General features: G+C 63.6%; 18 protein-coding genes. 4 read left to right on the top strand and 14 right to left on the bottom strand.

Annotated elements, in window-relative coordinates; all coding sequences use genetic code 11:
• Positions 1-205 precede the first annotated feature (205 nt).
• From BM222_RS27175 to BM222_RS27190, 4 genes are all read right to left on the bottom strand, one after another.
• A complete protein-coding gene (locus BM222_RS27175; RefSeq protein WP_092235064.1) occupies positions 206-1,081 on the bottom strand; it encodes a DMT family transporter in 876 nt (291 codons plus the stop codon).
• Between the two features lie 341 nt (positions 1,082-1,422).
• Positions 1,423-1,971 carry a hypothetical protein gene (locus BM222_RS27180; protein ID WP_177243493.1) on the bottom strand — a complete coding sequence of 183 codons (549 nt, stop codon included), beginning with the start codon at positions 1,969-1,971 and terminating at the stop codon, positions 1,423-1,425.
• Positions 1,916-2,266 (bottom strand): hypothetical protein, encoded by a 351-nt coding sequence (locus BM222_RS27185; protein WP_092234821.1) that lies wholly within the window; start codon positions 2,264-2,266, stop codon positions 1,916-1,918. Before BM222_RS27185 ends, BM222_RS27180 begins: the two co-directional genes overlap by 56 nt.
• 210 nt (positions 2,267-2,476) lie before the next feature.
• On the bottom strand, positions 2,477-3,064 hold the full coding sequence (locus tag BM222_RS27190) for a formyltransferase family protein (RefSeq protein ID WP_092234824.1): 588 nt from the start codon (positions 3,062-3,064) through the stop codon (positions 2,477-2,479).
• A 367-nt stretch (positions 3,065-3,431) separates the two neighbouring features.
• Here BM222_RS27190 and BM222_RS27195 point away from each other — a divergent pair, with 367 nt between their 5' ends.
• Entirely contained in the window at positions 3,432-3,671 is a 240-nt protein-coding gene (locus tag BM222_RS27195; RefSeq protein WP_092235067.1) for a hypothetical protein, read from the top strand.
• 5 nt (positions 3,672-3,676) lie between these two features.
• On the opposite strand, the gene BM222_RS27200 is transcribed toward BM222_RS27195, so the two are convergent.
• The 3 genes from BM222_RS27200 to BM222_RS27210 form a co-directional block, all read right to left on the bottom strand.
• Entirely contained in the window at positions 3,677-3,979 is a 303-nt protein-coding gene (locus BM222_RS27200; protein WP_092234827.1) for a hypothetical protein, read from the bottom strand.
• 93 nt (positions 3,980-4,072) lie between these two features.
• A complete protein-coding gene (locus tag BM222_RS27205; protein ID WP_092234832.1) occupies positions 4,073-6,121 on the bottom strand; it encodes an acetoacetate--CoA ligase in 2,049 nt (682 codons plus the stop codon).
• A 159-nt stretch (positions 6,122-6,280) separates the two neighbouring features.
• A complete protein-coding gene (locus tag BM222_RS27210) occupies positions 6,281-6,508 on the bottom strand; it encodes a hypothetical protein (RefSeq protein WP_092234835.1) in 228 nt (75 codons plus the stop codon).
• A gap of 290 nt (positions 6,509-6,798) precedes the next feature.
• Between BM222_RS27210 and BM222_RS27215 the strand changes: the two genes are divergently transcribed.
• Together BM222_RS27215 and BM222_RS27220 are read left to right on the top strand one after the other, a co-directional pair.
• A complete protein-coding gene (locus tag BM222_RS27215; RefSeq protein ID WP_092234840.1) occupies positions 6,799-7,899 on the top strand; it encodes an AI-2E family transporter in 1,101 nt (366 codons plus the stop codon).
• A 143-nt stretch (positions 7,900-8,042) separates the two neighbouring features.
• Positions 8,043-8,435, top strand: coding sequence for an NUDIX hydrolase (locus tag BM222_RS27220; protein WP_177243494.1), 393 nt, complete (start codon positions 8,043-8,045; stop codon positions 8,433-8,435).
• A gap of 177 nt (positions 8,436-8,612) precedes the next feature.
• Here BM222_RS27220 and BM222_RS27225 read toward each other — a convergent pair whose 3' ends face one another.
• From BM222_RS27225 to BM222_RS41340, 6 genes are all read right to left on the bottom strand, one after another.
• Positions 8,613-8,900 carry a YciI family protein gene (locus BM222_RS27225; RefSeq protein WP_092234846.1) on the bottom strand — a complete coding sequence of 96 codons (288 nt, stop codon included), beginning with the start codon at positions 8,898-8,900 and terminating at the stop codon, positions 8,613-8,615.
• Between the two features lie 45 nt (positions 8,901-8,945).
• Positions 8,946-10,310 carry an amidohydrolase family protein gene (locus BM222_RS27230; protein WP_092234849.1) on the bottom strand — a complete coding sequence of 455 codons (1,365 nt, stop codon included), beginning with the start codon at positions 10,308-10,310 and terminating at the stop codon, positions 8,946-8,948.
• Between the two features lie 5 nt (positions 10,311-10,315).
• Entirely contained in the window at positions 10,316-11,392 is a 1,077-nt protein-coding gene (locus tag BM222_RS27235; protein WP_092234852.1) for a maleylacetate reductase, read from the bottom strand.
• Positions 11,389-11,712 (bottom strand): Dabb family protein, encoded by a 324-nt coding sequence (locus BM222_RS27240; protein ID WP_092234855.1) that lies wholly within the window; start codon positions 11,710-11,712, stop codon positions 11,389-11,391. The genes BM222_RS27235 and BM222_RS27240 overlap by 4 nt, the downstream gene beginning before the upstream one ends.
• 743 nt (positions 11,713-12,455) lie before the next feature.
• On the bottom strand, positions 12,456-12,698 hold the full coding sequence (locus BM222_RS27250; RefSeq protein WP_092234861.1) for a hypothetical protein: 243 nt from the start codon (positions 12,696-12,698) through the stop codon (positions 12,456-12,458).
• 24 nt (positions 12,699-12,722) lie between these two features.
• The gene (locus BM222_RS41340; RefSeq protein WP_177243495.1) at positions 12,723-12,893 is read right to left on the bottom strand and encodes a hypothetical protein; all 171 of its coding nucleotides are present in this window, start codon (positions 12,891-12,893) and stop codon (positions 12,723-12,725) included.
• 288 nt (positions 12,894-13,181) lie between these two features.
• Between BM222_RS41340 and BM222_RS27255 the strand changes: the two genes are divergently transcribed.
• A complete protein-coding gene (locus BM222_RS27255; RefSeq protein WP_349509873.1) occupies positions 13,182-13,844 on the top strand; it encodes a hypothetical protein in 663 nt (220 codons plus the stop codon).
• A gap of 68 nt (positions 13,845-13,912) precedes the next feature.
• Here BM222_RS27255 and BM222_RS27260 read toward each other — a convergent pair whose 3' ends face one another.
• Positions 13,913-14,230: a hypothetical protein gene (locus tag BM222_RS27260; RefSeq protein WP_092234867.1), complete on the bottom strand. Its 318-nt coding sequence runs from the start codon at positions 14,228-14,230 to the stop codon at positions 13,913-13,915.
• Positions 14,231-15,631: the final 1,401 nt, after the last annotated feature.

A 15,631-nucleotide genomic window follows, 5' to 3' on the forward strand; every position in this document is an offset into this window, starting at 1 on the left:
TGAAATCCCCAACAGAATCGACAGGCAGCAACAAATTGGTGCCGAAGCTACACGAAAGCGCCCGACCTCGCGCCAGCAAAACGACTGACCCCACCAACGCCCAACCCGATGCTCTCTGGCCGAGCGTGCCCGATGGAATGCCCCTCCAACGTGATCCAAATCACGCTTGACCGCCTTGATCTGTCGCATCAGGCCGCGCCCCGGTTCATTGCGCGCGAGCTGGAATCGGCGCGACCGGCTTCAAATTCAAGAGATTGCCGAACAGGATCAGCGCCGCGCCGAGCACGGTCCAGGCGTCGAGCCGTTCCGAATACAGGAGCCAGCCAGCCGTGGCGGTGAGGGGAACCCGCAGGAAATCCATGGGAACCACAATGGTGGCGTCCGCGTAGCGCAGGGCGCTGGCGAGGCAGTAGTGCGAAAAAGTGCCGCAGACGCCGATGACGAACAGCCAGCCCCAGAGATAGGCCGACGGCGAGGTCCAGACGTAGAGGGTCGGCACCAGGCCGACGACCATCTGCACCACGACCATCCAGAACAGGATCGCCAAGGCGCTTTCGGTCCGTGTCAGCGATTTCGCCAGGGCCATGGAGATGCTGAAGCCGATCGCGGCCGCAAGCGCGATCAACTGACCCGGATTGATCTCACCCGTCGCGGGGCGCACGATCATGACGACACCGATGATGCCGAGCACGATGGCGCCGATCTTCCAAGGGGTCATGCGCTCGGACAGGAAGGTCGCCGCGAGCAGCGCGGTCCAGATCGGCATCGTGAATTCGATCGCGACGACCTGGCCGATGCCGATCAGCGTCAGTGCGTAGAACCAGCCGAGCTGAGCGAAATAATGGACTCCGTTGCGGGCGAGGTGCTGGCGCAAGCGTTTGGTCGCGACCGCCTTGAAGCCGCCGGAGCGGTAGATGATCGGCAGAAGCAGCGTGAAGCCGATCAGCGAGCGAACTTCCATGATCTCAAAGACGTTCAGATCGCGCGTGGTCTCGCGGCCCGCGACAGCCATGATCAGCATCAATGACAGCCAGCCGGCCATCCACAGTGCGGCCATCGGTTTGGACGTTGTCGTGCTCATCGGGCGAGTGCTGGAGACGAAACTTGCGGGGACGGTCGGTATCGGCGACATCGCGGGTGTTTGCAACGGCCAAATCTGCGGATGCAGCGATGCAAGACGGGGTGCTAAGGCATCGGCGTACAACGACAAAACGGGAGGACGTCCTCATCCGCCGCATCTTGCAGCTGGCCGGTGGTTTCTCGCATGGCGTAGTCGTGGAGCCGGGCCGCTGCGTCGTGCTGGCCGGCAGACCGGCGGCGACGAGGCAGGCAATTACGAGACTGATACGGCGACCCAGGTGAACGCATAAAAAAGACCCGGCGATGTGTCGCCGGGTCGCTTGGGCCGCGTCCGTACGGGGCTTAGCGCGACAGCGTGATGTCGGCGCCGCGGAACTGGCTGTCGGCGCGCATCCTCACGCTCTGCTTGTTGCCGGAGGTCTTCAGCGAGATGTTGGCGTTGAAGCCTGCGGTCGAGGCGACCAGTTCGTAATTGCCGCCGGCACCGCGGCCCTGAAGTGCGCCGCTGATGTTGCGGCTGGTCTCGCTCCAGCTGCCGGCGATGGCGCCGCCCTCAGCCCTCACGTCGGCGCCGAGGTTGAACTTATAGGCATCGCTGGCGCAGGTCAGCGACATCTCCATGGTCGGGCCAACCGGGGCGTATTTGGCGCGGCATCGGATCCGCTCGGTCGAACCGTCGTCCAGGGTGACCGTGCCGGCGCCGCTCCAGGTGCCCGCCAGTGACGCGAAGGGACCCGCCTGCGCCTTGCTCTCCGAGCTGGTGGCAACAGCTGTCACAAACAAAACGGCGGCCACCATGAGCAGCCGCCGGTTGAGGAGGTTAGTCCAGAATCGTTTATTGGCGCGATGCTTCCCACCGCCCGCTGCACGGTATGCCTGCAGATGCTCCATTCCACTTCCCCGATCCGGCGTTGCCGCTGAGTTGACCGTTAGCATATGCACCATTGATCGAAACTTTAACAAGACCCCCACTGCCGATGGTGCCGGAAACGTTAGCACCGGGCGCCGTGATCTTGCCGTCGGCAACGGTGAGCATGGAGCTCGCGGTCGGCTCGCAAGAGCCGGTCTTGGTCACGATGGTGACCTGCCAATTGCCATCAAAGGGGGTTTGGGCGACCGCCGGGGCGGCGAGGCTGGCAATAAAAACTGAAGCGGCACAGAACGCCGCGATGCGACCAAAACGCATGAATTCCGTCCTTGAATGTGTCTGATATGCTGACCGTTATTCCGGCGAAATGTGACGGAAGTTTGGTGCGCTGCAAAGTCGAAAATTGTTCCTGCGGAAACAATGGTTTATTTGCGTTTCTGGTTCCCATTTTCGAAGTGGAATCAAGGCCGCCTGACGTTAATCCTTAACGTCGGTAGGGAAGTCGGGACCGATTCACGGCAGACATGTTCAAGACAGGCTCGGCGCGGACGTCGCGAACTGCTCGTCCTGCGCCTTCGACGGCAAGGTCTTGTGAACCTTGGCGTAGTCGATCACATCGGCCAGCAGCTTGAGGCCGAGCGGCGCCAGGGCGCGCTCCCAGAGCTCGCGGGCGGTCTCGCCCTTCCTCACGAAGCACCAGTCCTGGGCAGCGATGGCGCCGGCGTCCATGCGGTCGGCGAGGTGATAGATCGTGCCGCCGGCGATCGGATCGCCTTCCTTGATAGTCCATTCCACCGCAGCCTTGCCGCGATGGCGCGGCAGCAGCGAGGGGTGATAGCCGATGCCCCCGAGCTTGCTGGCTGCCAGCGCGTCCTTGCCGATCCGGGCGTGGCTGTGGGCGGTGATGATCAGGTCGGTGTCGGGGGCGATCTCGGAGGCGACCACCAACTTCGGATTGGCCTGCACCACCACCTCGATTCCGGCGGCCTTGGCGGTTGCGGCCAAGCGGTCGTCCGCGTCGGCAACCACGACCCGCACGACGCCGACGCCGTGTTCGCGGAGCATGTTCAGGGTGGTCACGCCGAAATGGCGGGAGCCGACGAGGGTAATGCGCATGGGTGTCTGATCCGTCTCGCAGCTACGTCATCCCCCGATAACACGTCAGGCCGCCCTGTCACCACCTGCGCGGCATTTGCGCCGGTTATCAACAATGCGCGGGGGCAGCGGGCCGCGATGAATCCGCGATTGCGCTGCTGGCCCTTCCGGGACTTTCCGGGAAATCATTGCGACCTGCGTTGCCCCGCGGCCAGGGCGAACCCGGCTTGTTCGAGCGCGCCATCGGGAAATCATCAAGCGGTAACGCGTTTTCAACCTTGTTGTCGTATCGACGAATCCGTCGCGGATTTGTATCGCGTACCGCGACACCAAAAATGTCTCGCCGGCGTGGGTGCGCCGCGCGGGCATTTTTGCCGGGACCGATTTCATGCCAAGTGCAATTGAGCAGATCGTGGATGCCTATGTGCGGCTGAAGAACCGCCGGGGCCTCGACGAGCTGATGATGCACAGGCAGCGGCTCGCGGTCGATCTGAAGAGCAGGTCGTCAGGCCGGTACGATTTCAGCGTCCCGATCGACAAGATCGACGAGGAGATCGCGATCATCGAGGAAGGCCTCAGCCGGCTCACGGCTGAATCCACCGACGATGGCACGACACGTGCGACCTGACGCGCTCAGTCGCGCCGGCCGCCCTGGATCACGGTGAACAGTGGCCGCGCCGCGGTCGGCTCCTCGAGCAACTCCTCCACCAGCGCGGTTGCCGCATCGACGTATTTGCGCGTGGGCTTGTCGAGCTCCCGCTTCGCCTCGTCGTCGAGCGCGATCTTCGCGGCTTCGACCAGCTTGCGCATGCGCGCACCGTGCTCGTCCCCGGCGGTCAGCGTCGCGCGCGCCAGCGAGCGCAGCACGAACAATTCGCCCTCGAGGCGGAGCAGGCGGTCATTGAGCCTGCTGATGACGGCGTTGAGATCGGCCATGGCACATTTTTCGTTGCAGAAGATCCTGTCCGATCTAGCGATGATCGGTGAACGGAGTCCAAACGCGACAGGCGCAATTGAGGCGATCGTCCGTCACGCCGCCGTTCGTGCCAGATAGTCGCGCGCGAAGGCGAGATACCAGTCGAGGCAGGCCGGATTGGCCATCGCCTCCCTGTTGATGACCTTTTCGACGGGCTGGCCGAGCAGCAGCCTCTTGATCGGCAGCTCCTGCTTCTTGCCCGAGAGCGTGCGCGGGATCTCGGCGACGGCAAAAATCTCGTTGGGCAGGAAGCGGCGGGACAGCCCGGCCTCGATCGCCTTGTTGATCTTGGCCTGCATCGCGCCGTCGAAAACGACACCCTCACGCAGCACCACGAAGAGCGGCATGTAGCTATCGCGGCCGAGATATTCGAGGTCGACGACGAGGCTGTCGAGCACCTCCGGCAGCGCCTCGATCGCGGAATAGAGCTCGCTGGTGCCCATGCGCAGGCCGTGCCGGTTGATGGTGGCATCGCTGCGGCCGTAGATCACGCACGACCCATCTGGATTGACCTTGAGCCAGTCGCCGTGCCGCCACACCGGTCCGCGACCGCTGCCGTCGAAATTGTCCGGATAGATCTCGAAATAGCTCGCCCGATAGCGCGCATTGCCCTTGTCGTTCCAGAAATAGAGCGGCATCGACGGCATCGGCTCGGTGCAGACGAGTTCGCCGACCTCATCGATCACGGCACGGCCCTGTTCGCTGAAGGCTTCGACGGCAGCGCCGAGCAGGCGGCACTGCATCGCGCCCGGCGTCTGCGGCAGTTCCCTGTTGCCGCCGATGAAGGCGCCGGCGAAGTCGGTGCCGCCGGAAATCTTCGCCCACCAGATATCGGCTTGCGCCTTGCTGCCGTTCATCCTCGACAAGCCTGCGAAGCGATCGTTGAACCAGGTTTGTGTATCGGCGCTGAGCGGCGAACCGGTCGAGCCGAGACAGCGCAGTTGCGACAGATCGCCGGCGGCGGTGAGATCGATCTCCGCTTTGGCGCAATTGGCAAAGAACGCCGCGCCTGCGCCGAAGAAGGTCGCTTTCGACTGCGCCACGAAGCGCCACAGCGTGGACCAATCCGGCTTGTCCTTGGGGCCGCCCGGACTGCCGTCGAAAATGCAGCAGGTGGTGCCGCTCAGCAGGCCGCCGACCTGTGAGTTCCACATGATCCAGCCGGTCGAAGAGTACCAGTGATAGCGTTCGCCGAACGAGTTTGGGTGATAGGAGCAGCCGATGTCGTTGTGCAGGCCGAGCAGCGCCAGCACCACGATGAGGATGCCGCCATGGCCGTGGACGATCGGCTTCGGCAGGCCGGTGGTGCCGCTGGAATAGACGATCCAGAGCGGATGATCGAACGGCAGCCACATCGGCTCGAACGCGTCGACAGCATCGCCCGCCCTTGTGGTGATGTCGGAGAGCAGGGCGTCCGGTGCGGACGGCGCGACGGCCTCGCTGTGCATGATGACATGCTCGACCGTCGGCAGTGATCGCCGCAGCTCGGCGACGACGTCCTTGCGGTCATGGCTGTGGCCGGCATAGGTGACGGCCTCGCAGGCGATCAGCACCTTTGGCTCGATCTGCTTGAAGCGGTCGATCACTGCGGGCGCGGCCATATCAGGGGCACAGAGGCTCCAGATGGCGCCGATGCTGGCGCTCGCGAGAAATGCGATGATGGTCTCGGGGATGTTCGGCAGATAGGCTGCGACACGGTCGCCCGGCTTGATACCCCGGTCCCTCAGATACAGCGCGAGCGCAGCTGCCTTGCGCCGCAATTCTGGCCAGCTGGTCTCGGTGAGCTTGCCATCCTCACCGCTGCTGACGATCGCGGGCAGGCCGGCGGCGTGCGCCGCGTCCCCATGCCGGAACACCTGCCGTGCGTAGTTCACTTGGGCGCCGGGAAACCAGATCGTGCCGGGCATCTTGCGCTCGGTGATGACGGCCGCAAACGGCGTCGGCGATTGCAGATCGTAGTAGTCCCAGATGCTGCGCCAGAAACCGTCGAGATCGCGCACCGACCATTGCCGCATCTGCTCGTAATTCGCGAAGGTGAGGCCGCGCTGCTGGGCGAGCCAGTCACGATAGAGGGCGATCTGGGGCAGGAAAGGAGCGGTCATTGCGGGTCGGGTTCGGTTACGGAGAGAAGGAGCCTAACCGGTGTCGACGCGCAGCAGAAGCCGCAGTTCTCGTTAACAGCGTTGAGCGAGAGTTGGGTCAGCGCGCGCTGTAGAGCGTCGAGAACGCGGCTGCTTGGACGAATGACGGAGAGGCTCGGCCTACCAACCCACGCCCGCCCATCGTCTCCCGAACACCGGCGGCCTGGTCTTCACCGCCTGCCAGCCGAAGAAATGATGCTTGCCGGACCAGCTGTGTACCAAGCCGCTGCAAATGCTGCATTTGAAGTGGCCTGAATGCGGCTCGGCATGCTCCTCCCGGGTCGCGGTGTAGGTCATGCCGCAACCGGGGCAGGTGAATTCTTCGATCGTCCAGATGCTGTTGGCCATTGCACCGCAAGTGTTTTCAGGGACCTGGCGTGAAGCGTAGATGCGAGCCTTTGCATCGGCGTAAACCCATCAGGCGAAATCCGGTTAATCGTCGTTAGGCAAACCCCCGCGGCGGGGGCGATATTGCAGATTTGCTCGTTTGCCGGCGCCGCCGTCAGTCCAGATGCGCAGTGCCGCCGGTCCGGGCGGGCCCTTGAGCTCCCGCTCGTCTTGACGCCCGGCCCGGGGCTGGCAATAACGCGGGGCCCGCGCAAGTGCCGGAACCCGCGTTGAGGGCCGCAAGGAAAGCCGTGCCTGTGAAAAGTCTGCGTCAACTCCTGACGGGCGAGGACGTCATCCAGCTCGTGATCCGGCTCGGCCTGCTGGCGCTGCTGATCATCTGGACATTCCTGATCATCCGGCCGTTCGTGCCGATTCTGGCCTGGAGCTTCGTGCTCGCGGTCGCGTTCTATCCGGCGTTCAGCTGGGTCGCCAGGATCCTGGGCGGGCGGCCAAAGACCGCGGCTGTCATCCTGACCTTGATCACCCTCGGCATTGTGCTCGGTCCGGCGACTTGGCTCGGCGTGAGTGCGGTGGACGGGGGGAGGGAGCTGGCGCACCAGCTGGCTACGGGTGACCTCGCGCTGCAGTCGGCTCCAGAGCAGATCAAGTCATGGCCGCTGATCGGTCCGACGCTGTTTGAGCTGTGGGACCAGGCCTACAAGAACATCCGCGCAGTGCTGCGCGAGGTCGCGCCCTATCTGCAGCCGCTGGCTGGGCCGCTGCTGTCGCTGGCTGGCGATGCCAGCCTCGGTACGCTGCAATTCCTGGTCTCGGTGTTCGTCGCCGGCTTCCTGTTTCCGCACGGGCCCCGGCTGGTTGCGGCCGGGCGCGGTTTCCTGTCGCGCATCGTGCCCGAGCAGAGCGAGCACTTTCTCGAGCTTGGCGGCGCCACCATCCGCGCCGTTGCGCAAGGCGTGATCGGCGTCGCCATCGTGCAGGCGCTGCTCGCGGGCATCGGCTTCAAGCTCGCGGCCGTGCCGAGCGCGGGCCTGCTCGCCTTCATCGTGCTGCTGCTGTCGATCGTGCAGATCGGCGCGTTCCTCGTGCTGCTGCCCGTCATCATCTGGATCTGGACCGCCAAGGATGTCACCACGGCGCTGGTGCTCACCGTATTCTTCGTCGTCGTCGGCTTCATCGACACCATGCTGAAGCCGCTCGTGATGGGACGCGCTCTCAACACGCCGACCATCGTCATCTTCGTCGGCGTGATCGGCGGCACGCTTGCCCACGGCATCGTCGGCCTGTTCATCGGGCCGATCATCCTGTCGGTGGCGTGGGAAATGGCGGCAGCCTGGATCGGGACGGCGGAGAAGCGGGCAGCCGAATTGCCTCCAGCCGACGAGTCCTGAAAGCGCGTCGCGCTGGCCAAACCCAATTCGCAGCATGTGGACAATTAGGGATGGCGGCAGGACACCGAGCCGCCATGGAACTTGTCTCATGACATAGACAAGTTACGATGGTGCCAGATTCTTTTTCTCGGTTTACGACAGGTATGGCGAAGTCTTCCAAGCTGGTTGCCGCAAAACGCGGCAAGGTTCTGTTGGTCAGGCGACGGTCGGATGGTCTGTGGATGTTTCCGGGCGGCCGCAAGCGTGCGCGGGAATCCGACAAGGATTGCCTCCGCCGCGAGATCAGGGAGGAACTGCCGAAGCTGAAGCTCGGCAGGATCAGCCTCTGGAAGGAAGTGACAGCCAAGAACAAGCGCTCGGGGCGCAAGATGAGCGATGCGATCTTCATTGCCAAGAGCGCCAAGGGGCGCCTGGCCATCGGCGACAAGAAGGAGCTCGATCGCGCCGCTTGGCAGAAGCCGCGCGGGATCCGCCTGACCGCGACGTCGCGCTACATCAGGGATCGCCTTTTTCCGAGGAAGCCGCGGCGGGGCTGAGCTCGGCGCCCGTGGGTGTGACAAATCGTCCGCTCCGACCGCAGCGGAGCGTGAACCAGCTCACAAGCTGCCTTCCGAACGCTGCTATCAAGACGCCATTGGCTTACCAATTCATCTTCGTTGAAAACGCCCCGGTGCCCCCACGCACCGGGGTTTTTCGCATTCTGCGCCGGACTGTCAGCCCTGCCGTCGCAAGAAGCCCGTGATGGTGACGCTCTCCCAGATGCCGGCGGCTGCGAACGGATCGGCGCGATTGAAGGCCTCGACCTCGGGACGGCCCGGGGCCTCGATCAGGAACAGGCTGCCGATCATGGTGGCTCCATCGTCAGCGACCAGCGGTCCCGACATCACGATCTTGACGCCGAAGCGCGAGGTGTCGCTGAGGAACGTCTTGTGGGCCTCGTAATTGGCCAGCCGCATCGGCAGTGCGCCGGTGCGGTCGACGGCATGGATGGCGAACAGCATTGATCTCTCCGGTGGTCGTGGGAACGGCTTGTTGTACGTTGGCCGCTATCCCGCGGCGTGCCCTTGCCGTTCGATCTCCCGCACCAGCCGCTGGCCGGATTGCGCGAGGTGTTCCTTCTTCTGCGCCAGCCCGTCAGCCAGCAGTTTCCCGTCCCGCTTTCTCCAGCGGCCTTCGATCATCACCGACTCGATGTTCGCGAGGCTCGTCTGCATCACCACTGATGCAACGGGATCGTGCACCGGAAAGAGGTTGACCTCGTCGGCGTTGATGATCACGAGATCGGCACGTTTGCCTGGAGTCAGCGAGCCGATCTCGCTCTCGCGACCGAGCATGCGGGCGCCCGAAGTTGTGACCCAGGCCAGTGCCTCCCGCGCGGGGATTGTTGTTGTCGCAGGGATCGTGCCCTCGCTTTTGCGCATCTCGGCATTATCGAGCGCGCGCTGCATCGACAGCGCCACGCGCGCGGCGGAGAACAGATCGCCGGCCAGTACGGATTCCAGGTCGATGCCGATGGTCGGGCGGACGCCGCGCTTGAGCAGCCGTCCGGTGATGGGAAAGCCATGGCCCTGGATCATCTCGTTCTCCGGCGTCACCGAGAAGGTGACGCCGAGATCGATCAGCCTTTGCAGGAGATCATCGGGCAGATCATTGCCATGGACGATGTTGACGTGGGGCCCGACCAGGCCAGCCTCGATCAGCTTCTCCCAGCCGCCTGGCGTCTTCGCACGGCCGCCGCCCTGATGCATCGAGGCGATCAGGCCGAGTTCCCGCGCCAGGCGGAAATCATGCAGGGACACGTCGAGCGTCGAATAATGCGGACCGAGAATGGCAAGTCCGAGCGTGACGAGGCCGTGGCGGTCGGCGAGGGGGCCGGCCAGCAGACGCTCGACCTCGTGGCGCGGATGGGGCACCTCCGAGAAATGCGGTTCACCCGGCTTCGGTTCGGGCTTCGGCGAGCCGTGGAAGAAGGCGGCGCGGATGCCGCTTTCGATCAGGCCGCGCACGGCAGCGTCGGTATGGGCAGGCGTCGGGTTGTTGTGGCACCAGTCGACCAGCGTGGTGGCGCCGCAATTGATCTGGTTCAGCGCGCCGACGAGAGTCGCGATGTAGATGTCATCGGGGGTGAACAGGGTCCCAAGCCCCGCATGCATGCGGCGGAAATACTCCAGCAGCGTCCAGTTCGCGGCATACCCGCGCAGCGCCGTCTGCCAGGTGTGCATATGCGCATTGACCAGACCGGGAATGACGATACGGCCGCGCCCATCGACGATCTCGGCGTCTGCGGCGTCGATACCCGGCCGCACCGCAGCGATCCGCCCGTCCTCGACCAGCACGTCACCATTCCTGACATCGCCGATGCGATCGTCCAGGCTGATGATCGTTGCTGACTGGATCAGGGTACGCTTCATTGTGGTCACGCTGCTTTGATTGCGACCGGCGGCTCGCCGGCCCAGGCGCGCGCAATGAGGTCGCGGATGGCACCCCGCTCGAGCGGGCGCGGATTCCAGTAGGCATTTGTGACGGCGAGGTCGGCCGCCTTGTCGATTCCGCTCTCGGGCATGCCGATGTCACGAAGCGCGACCTTGGCGCCCAACCGCTTGGCTAGTTCGAAAAGCCCCTGCGATGCGTCCGACACACCGATTGCGCGCGCGATCCGCGCCATCGCGTCGGGCACCGTAGGCGCGTTGTAGGCCAGCGCATGCGGCAGCACGATGGTGTGTGTCTCCGCATGCGGCAGATCGAACGTGCCGCCGAGCGTGTGGCAAAGCTTGTGATGCAACGCCATGCCGACGGTGCCGAGACACACGCCGCACAGCCAGGCGCCGTAGAGTGCATCGCTGCGCGCGCCGCGATCGTCGCGCTTGGCGGCAATCGCGGGCAGGGCACGCGCCAGCGCGCGGATGCCTTCCTCGGCCATCAGCGAGGTGACAGGGTTGGTGTCTCGCGCATAAAGCGCTTCCACGGCGTGGGCGATCGCGTTGATGCCGGAGGTGGCGGTAAGCCCGACCGGCAGCGTCATCGTCAGGTCGATATCGTAGATCACGGTTTCCGGCAGCACGGCTGGATCGCGCACCGTGGTCTTCAGCCCGTTCTCGGTTTGCCCCACGATTGGGGTCATCTCCGAGCCGGCATAGGTGGTGGGAATGCAGAGCTGGTTGACGCCTGTGCGCAGGGCGAGCGCCTTGCCCAATCCGGTGGTCGAGCCGCCGCCGAGCGCAACCACGCAATCGGCGTCATACTCGTTCATCGCCCCCATCGCGCGCTCGGTCACTTCGACCGGCGTGTGCATGGTGGCGCCGGCGAAGAGGCCGGCATAGAGCGGGCCGAGTGCGGCGCCCAGGGCCTTGCCCCGTGCTTCCTGCTGCGGCGTCGTCAGCACGAGCGCGCGCTTGCCGCCGAGCCGCTCGACCTCGGCCCTGGCTGCGGCAAGCGTCCCGCTGCCGAACACGACGCGGCAGGGCAGGTTTTCGAAGGTGAACGAACCGATCATGTGCCGGCCTCTTTGACGGGATAGTCGACCTGGAAGCGTCCGATCCGCAAGTCGACGAGTCTCTCCCTGACACGCAGGTGTTCCGGATGGATGGCATAGGCCTTTAAGGCGCTGCTGTCGGCGAACTCGGAGACGAGGACAACGTCGCAGGCATAATCGACGTCGCTGACATCGACGCCAACCTCGATATGGGGGAGGCCGTCGATCCGGCCCTGAAGCCCTTCGAACAACGTCTTGACCTTGGTCCGGGCCGCCGAGCGCTCCGCGGTCGTCTCCCCGCGCAGCCGCCACATCAGGATGTGCTTGATCGGACCCGACATTTTCCAGATTTCCTCGCCTGCTTGGGGCCATTCTGCCTTGCAGAAATCGGAAAGAAAGCTGAAAAAAATCGGTAAGTCTCTTTCCGTATTGAGGAAGAATGGACCGGCTTCTCCAGTTGCGGCGCCGAACGGGCAGGGCTCGGCACGCTGGTCCAGCCGCTCTAGATCCGCGGCCGACGATGAACGTGGCCTACCAGAACCCCGTCCGGCTGCCGGCGAAGATCAGCGCGTTTTTCGGACTTTCTGGTCGAGCACATCCGCGCACAGTCCGATGCCGGCATCTGCATCGAGGCGACGTAAACAGCGCAGCCGGCGCTACTCGGAACGTTCCTGCACCCGCACCCGACCGATGGATGACCGCGACCGGGGGGCCACCCGCGGTTCCTGCGGCGCAGCGCGCCTGACAGCCTCGGCCTCGCGCTGTTCTTTCCGGACTTGCCGCGCGCTTCGCATGGCCCGCTTGATGAAGGGATGTTGCGCATCCTCGGCGAAGAACAGCACCACCTCGCAGCACGGGCATTGCCTGGAATAGCCGTCCTGCACCCGCCCAGCGCGGTCGCGAAACATCGCCTTGCAACGCGTGCACTGAATCTGGACTGAACTCATGGGCCGGCAACAATGAACACTGGAGATCGGCGGTCACGCTGAGCGGAATGTCTGAAGAAAGGCTGAAGGCCCGCGCGCGGTCTCATCGCGCGCCGGCAGCACCGTCGCGCGGTCCGTCCGAGCCGGAGTGACCTCGGTCACTTCGGAACGTGGTCGATCTTGTGGCCCAAATGCCCGGTCTGATGATCGCGCCGCAACTGGCTCAGCGACGTTTCGTTCAGCTGTTGCAAGGCTTCGCTGAGTTTCGTCGTATCGGGATACCCGGCGGCAAAACTCTTTCCATAGATATGGCGCAGCGTGCCGATCAGCGTGTTGCCGTGCTTTTTGATGATCTCGCCATCCTTGTCCCGGTGGCGACCATCCAGGCCATGTTCCTTCATGGCTCACTCCCTGTGTGAGGGCGGCTAGGCTGCCTGCTCCTCAAACGAGGTGTAAACCCGGCCCTGGGGATCGACGATCTGAACATCCCGGCATCCGTCCTCGATCAGCTCCCTGGCCTTCTTGAGGGCGGCAGTCAGTGACTCCCGCTTGAGGTTGACCACTCCTGCCGTGTCGAAACCGGTGATTTCAAACATGCCGCTCCTCCCATTTTGTCGAATCCTACACCTTTCCGACGGGTTGTCTCCTGGCTTTTTTGGAGGCGACGCATGGAACGGGAACAGAGTGCAGGGCCGATCGTCCATCGGGCAGCCCCGTATTCGGCCGGGGTCACGGGGCGTGCCGGGCGGTCACGCCGCTAACGTGGAATTAATCCGAAATGCTCACAATTTGAAGCAGTTGTGTAAGTGAGTGCTGCGTAAGGGAGACGTCGCGATGACGTTCCGGCGACGGCCTCCTTTTGCTCGCTCATGAGGTCAATGCGCATGACCACGACATCCGAAACGCTGGCCTTCGCCGAGCACCTCGACGGTGCTGCACTTGCAGCCGCGGCATTCCAATCCGAAGCCGAACGCGAAGCGCCGGAAGCTCCTGAAACGCTCAAGCGTTCGAGCCGGAAATCCGTACTGGCATTGGCGGTGTGTGCCCTGGCGATCAATGGCGCGGCCGCTATCTATACGTTGCCGGTTGATCTCAGCTTGCCTGACATCAGCAACCTGGCCGCGCTGTTTCCGCGCCAGGATGAGGTCACGCCAAAGCCGGATCCGATCGTTGCGGCCTTGAAGGAGATCCAGTCGACCCAGCAGCAACAGGCCGCCGCCCTGCAGGAGATCAATTCCTCCTTGCAGCAAAGCACGGCTCTGCGTCAGCAGGATTCGACCACCCTCCTGTCGCTCCGCCAGACCATCACCGACGAACGGGGCGACGTGAAGAAGATCTCGCCGCAGCTTTCGACGCTGATCGCGAAGATCGACACCCTGCAAAGTTCGATGATGTCGGAAGTCACGTCCTCAATCCCAAGATTGCGCGCGCGCGATCGGTTGTTGATGCGCAAGCGGATGGCTCGGCAGCCGAAATCGATCGGGCCGGTTTCGGTCGGAGGTGCTCCGCTCACGGCGCCGGCGACGGTTGCGGTTCCGGAGAGCTGAGGGCAGGTTCAGCTCTTTAGTTCGGTGGTCGGATAGAGCTCACGAGGAGTTTTGGAAGCCGCGGAATTTCAGTGCCTGGCGGCCCTTTCCAAAAACTTGAGCAGCGACGGTGATACATCGCCGAGCTCGACGAAGCGTCGGCGGAGCTCATCGGCAATGTCCGCGGTCACATCGCGCGACCATCCCTCTGCCGTGTTGAAGGCAACGATGCGAGCGGGATGTTCGTACTGGCCTTCAGTCAGGTGCCGCACCAGCGTGGCGCGACCCGTATCCTCTTCGGCAGTTTCGCACCAGGCGCGGCCGAGCCGTCCCCCAAAGTCCTCAAGCACGAGATAGACATCACGGTCGGTTGGGGCGATCGGCACGATTGAGGGCGACCTGCTCACGAGACCCTCCGCTTTCTGGCTTGGTTTCGGTGCCGGAATCTTGAGCTTCCGTGACCGAAAAGTCGACTAGCGAAAAGGAGTTAGTCCATCGCGCGAGCAGGGTGGCACTGCCGCCCGGCACTTGCACCCACGCCGGACGCCTGGCGGCACACGCTCGGCGGGAGCAAGCGCCAAGGAGACACCGCTTGGACGGCTGGGCACGGAGCCAGCAGCCCGCGCAACAGCAGCAGGCGATCGTGACGGCGGAGATCAGGCGCATACTGGGGGGATCGCACGTGAAACGCCGCCGCCGAACCCACAGGAAGCGTGACCGGCAGCGGCTCATGGCGCACCGGCGACGGCTGAAGCGATATCGACCAAGGGCCCGCCGGGCATCCAAGTCTGCGGGCTTCTCTCTTGCGGCCCTCTTAGCTGACCAGTTTAATGCTCTCGATCACTGGGAGGATTGCGATGCAAAAATTGATTACGGCGGCCGTACTGGCTGCCGCGCTTGTACTTGCAGCATGTGGCAGAGATCCGGGGCCAAAGGGTGATCCTGGACCCCAGGGGCCGGCCGGCCCGCAAGGTGCCCAAGGGATTCAGGGTGTGCCAGGACCCCAGGGGCCAGCAGGGGCGCAAGGACCCCAAGGACCGCAGGGGCCAAAAGGTGACAAGGGAGACAAGGGCGATCCGGCGCCGGTCAATATCCGAGCGGTGCAGGCCGACGGCGCGGTCAATTGCGACGGCAGCGAAACGCTTGTGTCGGTGTTCTGCCCCAGTGGTGGCAGCGCGGATGGCGGAAAGTGCAGCACTTCGCCGACAATTGGTCTTTGCCTGAAAAAGTGAAACTGGAGTAGGGCCCGCCGGTTCGCGCTGGCGGGCTACTTGTCATGTAAGGCAGGACATAATCGCTAAAGCAACGTCGGCGCGCAGGTCTGCGGAATACGCTGAAAACACAACGCCGGCGATGAGCGCGACAGCAATCACTTTGAAAAAAATCATTTGGAATTCCCCTCTTCAATTCAGGTGCCGAAGGGTAGGCCGGATTCATTTCCGTAGTGCTTCACGGGCATACTGAACGATTTCGTACACGTGGTCGTGATGAATCGGGAAAAAGCGGCAGTTCATCGAGGCGCGTGGACCATGCAACCTGCTTTAGAGGTTTGCATCAGGAGCTACCCCATTGCCAGCAAATATCGACTCGATTGTTTCTGCCCATGTGCCAGACATGCGAGAGCTTCGGCGCCAGTTGCTCAACGCGCTTCACTCAACATCCAGCATCAACACATCAGTCTCGAGATTCGATACTCGAGGACCTCCGCGTGATAGAGGATGGACTAGAGCAGCTCGAGCCGCGCTAGTCGAAAAGCCCCGAAGCGCCAGAGTGCGATCAAGCGCACAGACCAATGCCGCTTCAGGACA

The sequence above is a fragment of the Bradyrhizobium sp. Gha genome (assembly GCF_900113735.1).
Taxonomy (GTDB): Bacteria; Pseudomonadota; Alphaproteobacteria; order Rhizobiales; family Xanthobacteraceae; genus Bradyrhizobium.

Excerpts from the sequence above, each read along its gene's own strand:
- BM222_RS27175 (WP_092235064.1), bottom strand. The coding sequence starts at position 1,081 with ATGAGCACGACAACGTCCAAACCGATGGCCGCACTGTGGATGGCCGGC.
- BM222_RS27180 (WP_177243493.1), bottom strand. The coding sequence starts at position 1,971 with ATGGAGCATCTGCAGGCATACCGTGCAGCGGGCGGTGGGAAGCATCGC.
- BM222_RS27185 (WP_092234821.1), bottom strand. The coding sequence starts at position 2,266 with ATGCGTTTTGGTCGCATCGCGGCGTTCTGTGCCGCTTCAGTTTTTATT.
- BM222_RS27190 (WP_092234824.1), bottom strand. The coding sequence starts at position 3,064 with ATGCGCATTACCCTCGTCGGCTCCCGCCATTTCGGCGTGACCACCCTG.
- BM222_RS27195 (WP_092235067.1), top strand. The coding sequence starts at position 3,432 with ATGCCAAGTGCAATTGAGCAGATCGTGGATGCCTATGTGCGGCTGAAG.
- BM222_RS27200 (WP_092234827.1), bottom strand. The coding sequence starts at position 3,979 with ATGGCCGATCTCAACGCCGTCATCAGCAGGCTCAATGACCGCCTGCTC.
- BM222_RS27205 (WP_092234832.1), bottom strand. The coding sequence starts at position 6,121 with ATGACCGCTCCTTTCCTGCCCCAGATCGCCCTCTATCGTGACTGGCTC.
- BM222_RS27210 (WP_092234835.1), bottom strand. The coding sequence starts at position 6,508 with ATGGCCAACAGCATCTGGACGATCGAAGAATTCACCTGCCCCGGTTGC.
- BM222_RS27220 (WP_177243494.1), top strand. The coding sequence starts at position 8,043 with ATGGCGAAGTCTTCCAAGCTGGTTGCCGCAAAACGCGGCAAGGTTCTG.
- BM222_RS27225 (WP_092234846.1), bottom strand. The coding sequence starts at position 8,900 with ATGCTGTTCGCCATCCATGCCGTCGACCGCACCGGCGCACTGCCGATG.
- BM222_RS27230 (WP_092234849.1), bottom strand. The coding sequence starts at position 10,310 with ATGAAGCGTACCCTGATCCAGTCAGCAACGATCATCAGCCTGGACGAT.
- BM222_RS27235 (WP_092234852.1), bottom strand. The coding sequence starts at position 11,392 with ATGATCGGTTCGTTCACCTTCGAAAACCTGCCCTGCCGCGTCGTGTTC.
- BM222_RS27240 (WP_092234855.1), bottom strand. The coding sequence starts at position 11,712 with ATGTCGGGTCCGATCAAGCACATCCTGATGTGGCGGCTGCGCGGGGAG.
- BM222_RS27250 (WP_092234861.1), bottom strand. The coding sequence starts at position 12,698 with ATGAAGGAACATGGCCTGGATGGTCGCCACCGGGACAAGGATGGCGAG.
- BM222_RS41340 (WP_177243495.1), bottom strand. The coding sequence starts at position 12,893 with ATGTTTGAAATCACCGGTTTCGACACGGCAGGAGTGGTCAACCTCAAG.
- BM222_RS27255 (WP_349509873.1), top strand. The coding sequence starts at position 13,182 with ATGACCACGACATCCGAAACGCTGGCCTTCGCCGAGCACCTCGACGGT.